General features: G+C 67.8%; 14 protein-coding genes. 6 read left to right on the top strand and 8 right to left on the bottom strand.

Annotated elements, in window-relative coordinates; translation table 11 throughout:
- The first annotated feature begins 49 nt into the window (after window positions 1-49).
- The 5 genes from NXI30_06270 (at window position 50) to NXI30_06250 (ending at window position 4,266) form a co-directional block, all read left to right on the top strand.
- The gene (locus tag NXI30_06270) at window positions 50-1,024 is read left to right on the top strand and encodes a sigma 54-interacting transcriptional regulator (GenBank protein MCR9093800.1); all 975 of its coding nucleotides are present in this window, start codon (window positions 50-52) and stop codon (window positions 1,022-1,024) included.
- Window positions 1,024-1,839, top strand: a complete 816-nt coding sequence (locus NXI30_06265) for a carbon-nitrogen hydrolase family protein (GenBank protein ID MCR9093799.1) — start codon at window positions 1,024-1,026, stop codon at window positions 1,837-1,839. Before NXI30_06270 ends, NXI30_06265 begins: the two co-directional genes overlap by 1 nt.
- A gap of 120 nt (window positions 1,840-1,959) precedes the next feature.
- Window positions 1,960-2,268, top strand: a complete 309-nt coding sequence (locus NXI30_06260) for an FHA domain-containing protein (GenBank protein MCR9093798.1) — start codon at window positions 1,960-1,962, stop codon at window positions 2,266-2,268.
- A gap of 166 nt (window positions 2,269-2,434) precedes the next feature.
- Window positions 2,435-3,112 (top strand): polysaccharide biosynthesis/export family protein, encoded by a 678-nt coding sequence (locus NXI30_06255; GenBank protein MCR9093797.1) that lies wholly within the window; start codon window positions 2,435-2,437, stop codon window positions 3,110-3,112.
- A 302-nt stretch (window positions 3,113-3,414) separates the two neighbouring features.
- The gene (locus NXI30_06250; protein MCR9093796.1) at window positions 3,415-4,266 is read left to right on the top strand and encodes an AAA family ATPase; all 852 of its coding nucleotides are present in this window, start codon (window positions 3,415-3,417) and stop codon (window positions 4,264-4,266) included.
- 189 nt (window positions 4,267-4,455) lie between these two features.
- Here the strand turns inward: NXI30_06250 and NXI30_06245 are convergent, their stop codons facing one another.
- From NXI30_06245 to NXI30_06230, 4 genes are all read right to left on the bottom strand, one after another.
- Entirely contained in the window at window positions 4,456-4,656 is a 201-nt protein-coding gene (locus NXI30_06245; protein ID MCR9093795.1) for a DUF5989 family protein, read from the bottom strand.
- A 67-nt stretch (window positions 4,657-4,723) separates the two neighbouring features.
- Window positions 4,724-5,170 carry an SxtJ family membrane protein gene (locus tag NXI30_06240; protein ID MCR9093794.1) on the bottom strand — a complete coding sequence of 149 codons (447 nt, stop codon included), beginning with the start codon at window positions 5,168-5,170 and terminating at the stop codon, window positions 4,724-4,726.
- Between the two features lie 26 nt (window positions 5,171-5,196).
- Window positions 5,197-7,029 (bottom strand): carbamoyltransferase, encoded by a 1,833-nt coding sequence (locus tag NXI30_06235; protein ID MCR9093793.1) that lies wholly within the window; start codon window positions 7,027-7,029, stop codon window positions 5,197-5,199.
- A 289-nt stretch (window positions 7,030-7,318) separates the two neighbouring features.
- Window positions 7,319-7,615, bottom strand: a complete 297-nt coding sequence (locus tag NXI30_06230) for a DUF4407 domain-containing protein (protein ID MCR9093792.1) — start codon at window positions 7,613-7,615, stop codon at window positions 7,319-7,321.
- 101 nt (window positions 7,616-7,716) lie between these two features.
- On the opposite strand from NXI30_06230, the gene NXI30_06225 reads away from it, so the two are divergent.
- On the top strand, window positions 7,717-8,043 hold the full coding sequence (locus tag NXI30_06225) for a hypothetical protein (protein MCR9093791.1): 327 nt from the start codon (window positions 7,717-7,719) through the stop codon (window positions 8,041-8,043).
- A 31-nt stretch (window positions 8,044-8,074) separates the two neighbouring features.
- On the opposite strand, the gene NXI30_06220 is transcribed toward NXI30_06225, so the two are convergent.
- From NXI30_06220 to NXI30_06205, 4 genes are all read right to left on the bottom strand, one after another.
- Window positions 8,075-8,845 (bottom strand): CPBP family glutamic-type intramembrane protease, encoded by a 771-nt coding sequence (locus NXI30_06220; GenBank protein MCR9093790.1) that lies wholly within the window; start codon window positions 8,843-8,845, stop codon window positions 8,075-8,077.
- Window positions 8,846-8,933: 88 nt separating this feature from the next.
- Window positions 8,934-9,833: a 3-keto-5-aminohexanoate cleavage protein gene (locus NXI30_06215; protein ID MCR9093789.1), complete on the bottom strand. Its 900-nt coding sequence runs from the start codon at window positions 9,831-9,833 to the stop codon at window positions 8,934-8,936.
- Between the two features lie 22 nt (window positions 9,834-9,855).
- The gene (locus tag NXI30_06210; protein MCR9093788.1) at window positions 9,856-11,481 is read right to left on the bottom strand and encodes an amidohydrolase family protein; all 1,626 of its coding nucleotides are present in this window, start codon (window positions 11,479-11,481) and stop codon (window positions 9,856-9,858) included.
- A 112-nt stretch (window positions 11,482-11,593) separates the two neighbouring features.
- On the bottom strand, window positions 11,594-12,793 hold the full coding sequence (locus NXI30_06205) for an amidohydrolase (protein MCR9093787.1): 1,200 nt from the start codon (window positions 12,791-12,793) through the stop codon (window positions 11,594-11,596).
- Window positions 12,794-12,885 lie beyond the last annotated feature (92 nt).

The following is a 12,885-nucleotide window of genomic DNA, read 5'->3' as shown; positions in this document are numbered from 1 at the left end:
ATCCCAATACTTCTGGACTGGTCACGATACTACCTGGGGGCTTCGTGCCATGTCCGAGCATCAGACTTCTCTCGGCGCCAACCGCGTCGAGTCGACCACACCCGCGTCCGCAGCGGGCCACACCGCCGATGGAACGGCCGAGACGGGTGTGGGGGCCGGTCGCGCCACCGGCCGCCGTCGCAACGATCGTATCATCTCTGCCAGTGCGCAGATGCAGGAAGTGGTCGATCAAGCGAGCGCCATCGCCCGCTCCGACGACCTGGTGGTCATCTCCGGCGCGAGCGGGAGCGGCCGCAAGCAGGTCGCCCGCGCGATCCACCAGTGGAGTCCCCGCGCCGGGGGAGCGCTGGTCGAGGTCCAGGTCGCCGGCTCGACGGAGCCCTCGCAGATCCGGGAGCTCTTCGGCGAAGACGGCGGGCCCGGCGCGATCGCCCGCGCCCAGGGCGGCACGCTGCTTCTCGAGAGCGCCGACCAGCTGAGCAGCGCGACGCTCACCCGACTCGCCGATGCCCTGCGCTCCGCGGGCGGTCGCGTGCGACTTCTCGCCACGACGTCCAGGGAAGGCGTGGGCGCCCTCGCCCCGCTCGGCGGCGAGCGGATCACCCTCGCCTCGCTGGCCGAACGCATCGAGGACATCCTGCCGCTCGCAGCCCACTTCCTCTCGGAGTTCGCCGCCGAGGAAGGCGTCGAGCCGGTCGGCTTCAGCGCCGATGCCCGCCGCTGGCTCGTCGAGGAGCCCTGGACCGGCAACGTCCGGGAGCTGCGCGAACGCATCCGTCAGGCGATCCGACTCGCGGGCCAGGGAGCGATCTCCGCGGAGGCCCTCATGCTCTCGACCGAGGGCGACGAGGTTCCGTCGTTCAAGGACGCCAAGCGCGCGTTCGAGACGCGCTACGTCGAGGGACTGCTGCGCCGCTGCTCGGGCAACATCAGCCGCGCAGCGCGGATGGCCAAGAAGGACCGCAAGGACTTCTACGACGTGATCCGGCGGACCGGCGTCGACCCGGGCCAGTTCCGGGGCTAGTGCGAACCGCGATCGTCCAGGTCTGCTCGACCGACGATCTCGCGGCGAATCTCGCGAACGCCGAGAAGGGCATCGCCGAGGCGGCCGAGCGTGGCGCGACCTTCGTCGCGCTGCCCGAGAACTTCGCCTACATGCGGCGCGAGGGCGGGAAGTTCCCCTGCGTCCAGGGACCGGACGGCGAGATCGTGCGCGCCCTGCGCGAGTGGGCGAGACAGTACGGCGTGTGGCTCCTCGGCGGGACCTTCCCCGAGGAGATCCCCGGCGACGAACGCGTGTACAACACGAGCATCGTCTGCGCGCCCAGCGGTGAAGAGATCGCCCGCTACCGCAAGATCCATCTCTTCGACGTGACGCTGGGCCCGGCCGAAGGCGATGCCTATCGCGAATCGACCTGGTTCGCGGCAGGGGACGAGCTCGTGATGGCCGAGACGCCCTTCGGCGGGATCGGCCTGAGCGTCTGCTACGACCTGCGGTTCCCCGAGCTCTACCGGGCCCTCACCCTGCGCGGCGCCCGATGGCTGGTCGTTCCGAGTGCCTTCACGAAGGAGACCGGCAAGGACCACTGGGAGGTCCTGCTGCGGGCGCGCGCCATCGAGTGCCAGGCCTACGTCCTCGCACCGGCCCAGTGTGGTCGCCACTCGGAAGACCGCGCGAGCCACGGCCGCTCATTGATCATCGATCCATGGGGGCTGGTGATCGCCCAGGCGGGCGACGCGCCGACGGTGCTCGTGGCGGATTGCCCGGTCGAGGAGATCGACCGCGTCCGGCGGGCCATCCCCGCCCTCGAGAACCGCCGGCTCCCCTCGCCCGAGTAGCGCCCTCGGGCCGCAGGAGACGATCTCGCGGCTCTCGCCTCAAGGCAGGCGCCCGGCGGACCGATTTCCGGGAAAGCTGCGTGCGCGCCCTCGAGGCGCCCGTCGGCGACCGGAGGGGAGATGGCCACAGGGCGACTCGAGATCATGAACGGCGGGTTCGAAGGCATGACCTACGACCTCACCGGGGACGAGGTGGTGATCGGCCGCAATCCGACCACCGACATCACGCTCCTCGACGAGGGCATCAGCCGCGAGCACGCCCTGCTCCTCTTCGACGAGGATGCGCCCGGCTACGTGATCGAGGACCTCGCGTCGACCAACGGCACGAAGCTGAACGGCAAGCGCATCCGCTCCGCCCCCCTCGCCGAGGGCGACGAGATCCAGATCGGTCAGACGCTCTTCCGCTTCGTGCTCCTGAAGGACGACTAGTCCTCCGTCCCGCACGTCTCTTGCGGGGCCCCCGCCCGGCCCGATAGCCTTCCCCCGTCCGCTTCCATGCGCGCCTGCGACGCCGCAGAGCCGCTCGCGGCAGGTTTTGGGGGGAAGATCCGTGTTCCGTCACGCTCCGTCGCATGCGCGTCCTACGGGCGTTCTCTTGACCGGCCTGATCGCAGGCCTCGCCCTCGCGCTGGGCTGCACCACGAATCCGCAGCCGCCGCCGGCCGCGCCTTCGATCGAGAGCTACATCGTCGGCGCACCCGACGAGCTCACAGTGCACATCCTTCCCGACCCCGAGATCAACCGAGAGGTCCGCGTGCGTCCGGACGGCATGATCTCGATCGACCTCGTCGGCGACGTGCAGGCCGCCGGTCGAACGCCACGACAGATCGCCCTGGATATCCAGGAGCAGATCGGTCGTTTCAAGCGAGACGCCGTCGTGAACGTGACGGTCGTCTCCTCGCCGAGTCAGTTCGTCACGGTGTACGGGGAGGTCGCGTCCCCTGGCATCTTCTCTCTCGAGACGGAGACCCGGGTCTCGGAGGCCATCGGTCGCGTCGGCGGCACGCGCCCCTTCGCCAACCTCGACGCGATTCGGCTGGTCCGAACACGCGGGAACGAGACCCGGATCCTCGCCGTCGACCTCGATGCGATCTCCTACGGAGACATGCGCACGAATCACGTGCTGCGCGAGGGGGACCTGATCGTGGTCCCGCCCACGATTCTCGCCCGCTTCGGCTACGCGATGCAGGCGCTGCTCTTCCCGTTCCAGCCGCTCATCGCCGCGGGACAGTCGGCGGGGGCGATCGCGGCAGGAGCGCAAACCGTGCAGTAGCACGCCCACGGTCCCCGGGACGAAATCGCTTCGTCGCTTCCGCAGACCTGCCGCTGGCGTGCGCGCCCCGCCGAGTTACAGTCATTTTCGACCGTAACTGGTCGAAAAACCTCGAAATCCCAGGCACCTTCCGGGTGCCCGTGAGCACCTACTCAGTGGCCCCGGTTCGGGCTTTGCCCCGCAAGGCGGGCGCGCGACCTACCGATATGGGTATATGGGTGGCCGGGCTGCCGCTCTTCGCGGCCGTCGAGCCAGGTGGGGCGCCAGGCTTGCCTGCTCACCATGGGGAGTACACAGCGAAGATGTACGAGAGCTTCTTCGGCTTGCGCGAACTCCCCTTCTCGCTGACGCCCGACCCCCGCTTCCTATGGCTGTCGGACACCCACGAGGAGGGTCTCGCGACCCTCGTCTACGGCATCACCCGAAACAAGGGCTTCCTGCTCCTGACCGGCGAGGTCGGCACGGGCAAGACGACGCTGCTGCGCGCCGCGCTCCGGGAGCTCCCCCGAGACACCGACACGGCCCTGATCATCAACACGATCGGCCTGACCCCGCTCGACCTGCTCAAGCTGATCGCCGCGGAGTTCGGGGTGGAGGGTCGCTTCGAGTCGACGGCGGACTATCTGATCGCGATCAATCGGATGCTGCTCGAGCGCCTCCGCACGGGGCGCAACACGGTCCTGATCATCGACGAGGCCCAGAATCTCGACGCCGCGACCCTCGAAGAGGTGCGCCTCCTCTCCAACCTCGAGACCGATACGTCGAAGCTCATGCAGATCGTGCTGACCGGTCAGCCGGAGCTGATCCGCAAGCTGTCTTCCCCCCAGCTCCGGCAGCTCCGACAGCGCATCGCCGTCGAGCACCACATGGAGCCGTTGACGCCCGAGCAGGTGCAGCCCTACCTGGCCCACCGGATCGACGTGGCCGGGGGGCGCTACGAGGAGATCTTCGAGCCCGGTGTCGAGAACGTCTTCTACTGGTTCTCGCAGGGGTGCCCGCGGCTGATCAGCCTGCTGGCCGACCGCGTGCTCCTCGCGGCGTACTCGAAGCAGATCGCGCCGATCTCGGCGGACTTCGTCGAAGCGAAGGCGAAGGCGATGGGGGCGACCCGCGCAGCCGGCCTGGCGAGCGACCTCGCAGGCGGCTCCGTCTAGCCCACGCTCGGCGGCGGCTCCGTCCAGCCCGCGCTCACCGCCCGCTCCGGACCACCGAGCCGCGCGACGTTCTTCGAGCCCGAGCCGTGCACGGGTCGGGCCTTCGAAGCGCGCACGAGCCCGGCGTCGTGCTCGAGCGACGGCGTTGCGTCGCTCGAGCCCCCTCCGGCCGTTCGTGACCGGCGCGCTCTAGAACAGGGTGTAGATGAAGGGCGCTGCGGCGGTCCCGCCCAGCAGCACGAGCAGCCCGAGGCCGAGGATCGCGATCACGATCGGGGCCAGCCACCACTTCTTGTTCTCGCGAAGGAAGTCCGTGAACTCGCCGACGAGGCCGGTCCGGTCACCCGCCGCCTGAGCGGCGAAATCCTGGTCGCTGTTCTGATCACTCATCCTGAAGGCCTCCAGCGACGCGGTGCGACGCGGTATCTCGACGGAACCCGGCAGAGCCCGGGCCCTGCTAGAACTGGCGGAAGTAGCTCTCTTTGTCGCGGCGCGGTCGCGGATCGGCCCAGTAGGTCGAAGCCTCCGGCTCGAAAGCCCGGTTGAGCGGATCCTTCCCGATCACGCGGAAGATCAGGCCGAGCGGCGTGATCATCCCGAAGAAGAGAAAGCCCATGATCAGGTACGAGAGGACGAACCCGATCGGATAGGCGATCACCGTCAGTCCGACGTAGATGGGCAGGTTCGCCTTCGGCGCGACGAGCGAGAAGACGAGGGAAACGAGCGCGAGCGCGCCGAGCCCCATGGACACCGGCTCCCGCCAGTCGTCCGGCAGCGCAGCGAAAATCAGCAGCTGGAACCAGGCCAGCGCCGCGAGGAACGAGAACCCGACGAGTGCGATGAACCCGAACTGCTTCAGGGTTCCCTCGTCGGGCTTCCAATCGATCTCGACCATCTTGCTCATGCGTCGTCTCGCTTCTCAGTCCAGGGTCAGTCCAGCGCGAACTCGGCCAGATACGCGTCGACGTCGATTTCCTTCGCGTTCGGCTGGTCCTGCTTCAGGATGACGAAATTCTCGAGGATCAAGGCGTCCATGTTCGTGTACATGAAGCAGCGCATCGCGTCCTCGGGCGTGTTCACGATCGGTTCCCCGCGAACATTGAAGCTCGTGTTGATCACGACCGGGCTCCCCGTCTTCTCCTTGAACTTCGAGATGATCTTGTAGAAGCGCGGATGGTGCTGCATGTCGATGGTCTGCACCCGCGCCGAATAGTCGACGTGGGTGATCGCCGGGACCACCGATCGGATCTCCTTCAGCTTGTCGAGCCCCTTGGCGCGATCCGCCGCCTCGACGGGCAGGCGCTTGTCTTCCTTGACGGGCGCGACCAGCAGCATGTACGGACTGTTCTCGTCCGGGCGCATCTCGAAGTACTCGTGGACGTCCTCGCGGAGAACCGCCGGAGCGAAGGGCCGGAACGACTCCCTGAACTTGATCTTCAGGTTCATCGTCGCCTGCATCTCCCGCGAACGGCCGTCCCCCATGATCGATCGCGAGCCGAGCGCACGGGGACCGAATTCGGCCCGGTCGGAGAAGTGGCCCACCACGTGCTCCGTCGCGATCAGCTGCGCGATCCGATCCACCAGGTCGTCTTCGTCCTCGTAGAACGTGTAGACGGCCTCTTCGGCATCCAGGTACTCGCGGATCTCGTCGTTCGAGAACGCGGGCCCCAGGAGCGAGCCGTACTGCGAGTCCTGCGCCACGACTTCGCGGGGCTTGTCGAGCAGCTCGTGCCAGGTGAAGAGCGCGGCGCCGAGCGCCCCACCGGCGTCACCCGAAGCAGGCTGGATCCAGACGTTGTCGAAGGGGCCCTCGCGGAGAACGCGCCCGTTGGCGACGCAGTTGAGAGCGACGCCGCCGGCCATCGTGAGATTGCGCGAACCCGTCACCTCGTGCGCGTAGTTCGCGATCTTCAACACGACCTCTTCCGTCACGGCCTGGATCGAGGCGGCGATGTCCATCTCGCGCTGGGTGATCTCGCTCTCGGCCTCTCGAGGCGGGCCCCCGAACAGGCCGTTCATCTTCGGACTCGTCATCACGTCGGAGTTGCAGAACCCGAAGTAGTCCATGTCCATGCGGAAGGAGCCGTCGTCCTTGATGTCGAGCAGCTTCTCGATCATCAGGTCCTTGTAGACGGGCTCGCCGTAGGGAGCGAGTCCCATGAGCTTGTACTCGCCGCTGTTCACCTTGAACCCGGTGAAGTAGGTGAACGCCGAATAGAGCAGACCGAGGGAGTGGGGAAACCGCATCTCCTTCAGCATGTCGAGCCGGTTGCCGCGTCCGTGCGCGATCGAGCCGGTCGCCCATTCGCCGACGCCGTCCAGGGTGAGCACCGCCGCCTCCTCGAAGGGCGACGGATAGAAGGCGCTGGCGGCGTGGGACTCGTGGTGCTCCGTGAAGACGTAGCGACCCTTGTACTGCTTCTTGAGTCCCCGATCGAGCTCGCGGGGGGTATGCAGCTTCTGGCGCAGCCAGAGCGGCATGCCCATCAGGAACATCTTGAATCCCGACGGGGCGTACGTGATGTACGTCTCGAGAAGCCGATCGAACTTCAGCAGCGGCTTGTCGTAGAACGTCACCAGATCGAGCTGAGAGGCCTCGATTCCGGCTTCTGCGAGGCAGAACTCGACCGCGTTCTCCGGGAAGCGGTAGTCGTGCTTCTTCCGCGTGAAGCGCTCTTCTTGCGCCGCGGCGACGATCGTCCCGTCCTGGACGAGGCAGGCAGCGCTGTCGTGGTAGTACGCGGAAATGCCGAGGATGTTCACGCAGGTTCCTTCCGGAGGCGGGGCGGCTGACTACGAAACAGCGATGCCCCAGGACGACGGGTCCGAGGGGAGGATAGACGATCCGCTGGATGAGATGAGTGACGCGAGGGTTGCACCTACGTCAGTGACCGGTTCGCGGTCGCGGTGACGTACTTTCGAGCTCCGGTGCTGTTCGGTCGATTCGCGTCGTCACCCGATCGCAGGCGGAGCGCATCGTGCCCGCAATCGTGCAGAATGAGACCCAAAGCACACGGCGCGGGCACGCGCCGCCGCGGATCGGCGGCACGCCCTAGTCGTCTCCGAACAAGGCGTCCAGCGCCTGCTGCGCACGTCGACGCTCTGCTTCGGGCCCGTCCCCGGTGCCTCCCGTCGTTCGGAATCGGAAATACTCGCACCGATTCGCGCGGTCCCGGTCTCGAACGCGTTCCGCGCTCGGTTCGCGGCACTCGTTGTAGGCGCCCGGGTCGTGGTGATCGCAGTTCAGGCAGACGTGAAGGTCCGCCGCGCAGCGATCGCATTCCGCGCGGAACCCGATGGCCTCGCCTGCGGCGAGCTCGACCTCTGCATCGCATGCATGACATCGCATCGCGCAAGCCTGCGGCAGACCCCGCGCAGGCGCCACCGGGAGCGGGATCGCCCCCCGCCCCTCTCCAGTTCCGTCCGGAGCGCGCCGATGTTCGGATCAGCATGTTCGAACGCAAGCCGCCCATCCGGTCCACCCAGGAAGACGTCGTCGAGCTGGCCGAGGACATCGATCGCTTCGTGATCGGCCTGGCCGAGCGCATCGACTCGATTCAGGACGCCGAGCTCGCCGGCAAGCACGGCGAAGTCGCGGAGCTCGCGCGGACGCTGTCGTCGGAGGCCGATCGTCTCGGCTATCCCGGCATGGCCGTGAGCGCGAAGGGCGTCGCTACGGCAGCCGAGGACGACGCCGGCGACGAGCTTCAGGAAACGATCGTCGAGCTGACCGAGCTGGCGCAGCGGATCCGCCAGGGACACCGCGGCGCCGCCTGATCCCGACGTCGTCTGCCCCGGTCCGAACGCGCTAGACGAAGAACCAGAAGCTGAACGGCGTGCCATCCGGGTTCTTCAGGAGATCGCCGCCCCAGACCGCGAGCGCGAGCAGCGCCGCGTTCGTGGTGCCGTGGAGCAGGATCACCGCGGACAGGCTCTTCCGGTAGTAGAACCAGAGGTTCGACAGGAAGACCCAGGGCACGCAGACCCAGTACTCCCAGGGCACGTGGCCGGCGGTGAAGATCACCACCGTGACGATCATGCTGCGCAGCGTGTAGCGGGCGATCGGGAGGTCGCGAAAGTCCGAGACCTCCCACGCGTCCGCCTGGCGCATGACGAAGCTCCGAATGAAGAGCTCCTCGAAGATCGGCGTCACCACCGCATAGCCGAAGAGTCGCAGCGCCAGGATCAGGCCGACGAAGGACTCCCCCGCCATCGCCGGATCGAAGACCTCCCCGGGCTCCGGACGGATCGCCGGGAAGAGCCAGTACGGAACGACCCAGACGACCGTGAGGGCGAGTCCGACGGCCATGTCCAGGGCACCGCCGACCAGGCCGATCCGTCCGCCCTCGCCCCGCCACTCGGGGTACGCGCCCCCGGCGCGGAACCAGACGACCAGGCCGAGGACGACGGCGGGCTTGATCGCCAGGAGCCAGGGCTGCGCGGCCTCCCCGAGTCGCGGGCCGAACTCCGTCATCAGGATGAAGACGAGGTACGGCACCAGGTAGGGCCACCAGCCGTGTCCTTCGTGGACGACGGGGCCGCCCTCTTCGCCCTGGACGGATGCGGACTCGGTGGACATGCGCGTGCGGGTCTCCGAAGAGGGAGCGGTTGGAGCGGGCTCGCAGTCTATCGGCTGATCGACGCGAAAGGTCGAGGGAGAACGGGCGCTAGTCCGGCAGGTCGAGCAGGCGGGCGGCTTCGGCGGGGGTCGCGACCGGCCGGCCGACGTCCGCGCAGAGCGCGACCGCTTCTTCTACCAGCTTCAGGTTGCTCGGGCTGCGCAGGCCGGCGTAGTCCTCGAGCCCCACTCGGAGGTGGCCGCCGCGCTCGAGTGCATGCCTTGCGACGTCGCCGTCGAAGGGATCTCCGGAGACCACGGCGACCGACCAGGGCAAGGGGCAGTCCCCCAGCATGTCGAGATAGAGGTCGAGCCCCGCGCGCGTCGGCGGCATCCCGAAGAGGAGGTCGACCGGACCCTCGCCGCGGTAGCTGCGTTCCCCGCCGAAGTAGAAGCGCAGGAAGGCGCCGCGGGGCATCCGTCCCGCCGCGTGATAGGCGAGCGCGGTCCGCAGGAAGCCGGGCTCGAAGATCGCCATGCCCGGCCCGAGGCCGAGGCGCTCGCAGAGCGCGAACTTCTTCTCGACGTCCGCCGGCGAATTCGCGTAGACCCAGTCCGCGGGCGCCGGCACGCCCGTCTCATCGGTCGGAACGAGGTTCACCGAGCCGGGATCGACGAACCCCATGCGAAGCGGATACGCCTTCTTGAGCGGCTCGACGTGGCTCGTCTTCTCCTCGATGGTCTCGCCGAAGACGATGGTCGGATAGAGGATCGCGTCCGGATGACGCGCGTGGACCGGCTCGAAGTGGCCGAGGTACTGCCGCGCGCCCGCCTCGCCGCCGACCGTGATGTCCGGCGCGTGGGTGTGGACGATCGCGGCCCCCGCGTCGATGCAGCGGATCGCATCGGCAACGAGCGCCTCCTGCGTCTGCGGCGAGTGGGGATTGCGTTCGGTCGGGGTCGCGCCGTTGAGCGCGACCTCGAGGATCACCGGGTCGCTCGTGGCCATGCCGGATTCCCTCCTCCGGACCCTAGGCGAAGGGGAGCTGGTTCGGACGCTGACCCGGCCGGCCGTCGAGGCCCTGGGCCTTCGACTCCCCGTCCTCGCAGATCGCCGTGCCGTTCACGAGGACGTGCCGGATGCCGGAGGGCTCGTCCGCCGTCAGCCGGTCCGCGTTGGCCGGGAAGTCCTGCACGCGGCGAATCGGGCCGGGCGCGACCTCGTTCGGGTCGAAGACGCAGACGTCGGCGTGGGCGCCCTCGCGCAGCACGCCGCGATCCTCGAAGCGGAAGATCCCGGCGGGTTCGCCGGTCAGCTTGTGGACCGCCTTCTCGAGGGGCAGGACCTCGCGCTCGCGCACCCAGTTGCCCAGGAGATCGGTCGGCAGCGGCGCATCGCAGAGCATCCCCACGTGCGCGCCGGCGTCCGAGAGGCCGATCGCCATCTGGTCCTGCTGAAGCAGGTGCTCCACGCCCTCTTCGTCGTCGTTCGCCAGCACGTAGCGCCAGCGCGACTCGAGGTTCTCTTCGAGGGACATCGCGACCATCGTGTCGAAGGGGTGCTCGCCGCGCTCCTTCGCGATGTCTTCGAGCTTGCGGTCGGTGTGGTCCGCGTAGACCTCGCTCTCCGCGAGATAGAAGTTCTCCCAGCGCGTCGGAAGCGGCATGTTCGCCAGCTCTTCGATCGCCTTCTTGCGCCACTCGGCGTCCTTGTAGCGGACCTCGCGCATCTCCGGCGCTTCGGCGTAGAGGGACGAGAAGCAGTCGGCCTGGTCGAAGGAGAACGGCGACTTCAGCTGCTGCTGGAGCGTGACCGCGCGGACCGAGATCTGGGGCCAGACGCCGGTATCGCCCTTGGCCAGCTGCTCGCGGTGGACGTTCGAGCCGTGCTGCCAAAGACCGGGGATCGCGAGGAGCGCGGTGTAGGTGAGCGGGACGCCCACGCGGCGCTGGAAGTCGTAGACCTTGTCGAAGACGAAGTCTCCGCCGAGGGTCGCCTCGATCACGCCGCGGCCGAGCTTCCCCAGCTCCCCTGCCATCGCCTCGAACTCGGAGAAGTCGCCCACGCGACTGCAGATGGGCTTGCCGCCGACGCCCACGTGGGTCGGCGCGAAGCTCGTGGCGAGGCCCACGGCGCCCGCTTCCATGGCCTCCCGGACCGAGGCGCACATCGCTGCCACCTCGGCGTCCGTCGCCTCGCGCTCGTACGCGTCGTCTCCCATGTGGAAGAGGCGGAGCGCCGTATGGCCCACGTAGGCGGCGTAGTTGAGGATCGTGCCCCGCCGCTCGACCGAGGCCAGGTACTCCGGGAAGGTCTCGAAGTCCCAGGGGATGCCTTCCATGAGCGACGCCGGGTTCATGTCCTCGACCTTCTCGAGGCCGACCGCGAATCCGCAGTTGCCGGCGACGACCGTCGTCACGCCGTGGAAGCAGGACGGGGTGAGCGCGGGGTCCCAGAAGACCTGCGCGTCGTAGTGGGTGTGGATGTCGATGAAGCCCGGCGTCACGACCGCGCCGCTGGCGTCGAGCTCGCGGTCGCCGGAGAGCCCCTTCCCGATCTCGGCGATGCGTCCATCGCGAACGAGGACATCGGCCAGGGCGCCCGGGGCGCCGGTTCCATCGAGGACGGTGCCTCCGCGAATCACGGTGGTCGACATGGCTGGGATCTCCTGGCTTTGGGGGCATGGCGCGGTCTTGGACGACCGCAACCGGGTTGGGCCCGCTCGCGAGAAGCGAGCAATCAAGGGCGTGTTCTTCGCTTAAGCCGTTCTAGTCGACCGGAAGGACGACTTCCGGAAGCGGGTGTCGGTACAGCTTCGCCGCGTTCTCGGAGAGCATCATGCGGAGCTCGTTGTTCGGGATGTCGCCCCAGACCTCTTCGACGAGCTGCTGGCAGCCCGGCCAGGTCCCGTCGCCGTGCGGGTAGTCGGTCTCGTAGCAGATGTTCTCCACCCCGATCCGGTGGCGCGTGTTGATCGTGCCGGGATCGTCGAGGGTGCAGAACCAGAAGTTGCGCTTGAGGATGTCGGCGGGGCGCTCGTCCCAACCCATGCCGTAGCCCGAGCGGTCGATGATGTTGTCGAGGCGATCGAGCAGCATCGCGACCCAGCCGATCCCGCCCTCGCTCATCGCGATCTTCAGGTTCGGGTGCTTCTTGGGATACTCGCTCCAGAGCCACTCCGAGCACGCCGCCAGCGAGAGCTGGCCGAACATCGTCGCGCCCAGCTGGAGCATCGGCGCCCCCTCCGGCGCGGGATACATGCCGGACGAACCGACGTGCAGCGAGATCACCGTATCGGTATCCGCGCAGGCCTGGATGATCGGATCCCAGTGGTTCCGATCCCAGAGGTTCGGCATCCCGACCGCGTGCGGACGCTCCGGGAAGGTGACCGAGACGAAGCCGCGCTCGGCGTTGCGGTGGATCTCTTCGACGGCCCACGCCGGATCCTGCAGGTAGGTGATCCCACACGGGATGATCCGGTTGGGATGCGGCTTGTACCACTCCTCGAAGAGCCAGTCGTTCCAGGCGCGCACGCAGGCGCGGCCGACCTCCTTGTTCTTCGCATTGGCGAAGATGCGGCCGCAGAAGCCGGTGATCTGGGACGGAAAGTTCATCTGCGCCCAGATGCCCGCGATGTCCATGTCCCGGATCCGCGCGTCGATGTCGTAGCAGCCCGGGCGCATCTGCTCGAAGCGGAAGGGCTCGAGCTGGACGGTCTCGGGGCGGCGACCGGCGACGGCGTTCATTCCGACCTGCGTGAAGACCTCGCCCTCGAAGGACCAGACCTGATGACCTTCCGGCGTCTCGATCAGCTTCGGCGCGTCGGCGCGGAGCTTCTCCGGAACGTAGGTCTCGAAGAGGTGCGGCGGCTCGACCACGTGATCGTCGACCGAGATGATCGTGTACTTCTCGACGGCCGGCTCCGGGTCGGGCAGGAAGAGTTCGGGATCGAGTTCGGCTGCGGCCATGGCGGTTCTCCGTTCTGTGCGATGGACCCCGTCGATTCTATGGAACGGCGCGGGGGTTGGCAGCCTCTCCGGCGGGGACGTGTCACCCTCTC

Source organism: bacterium (genome assembly GCA_024742285.1).
Lineage (GTDB): Bacteria > Myxococcota_A > UBA9160 > UBA9160 > UBA4427 > UBA4427.
This window is presented reverse-complemented; position numbering and strand designations above follow the sequence as displayed.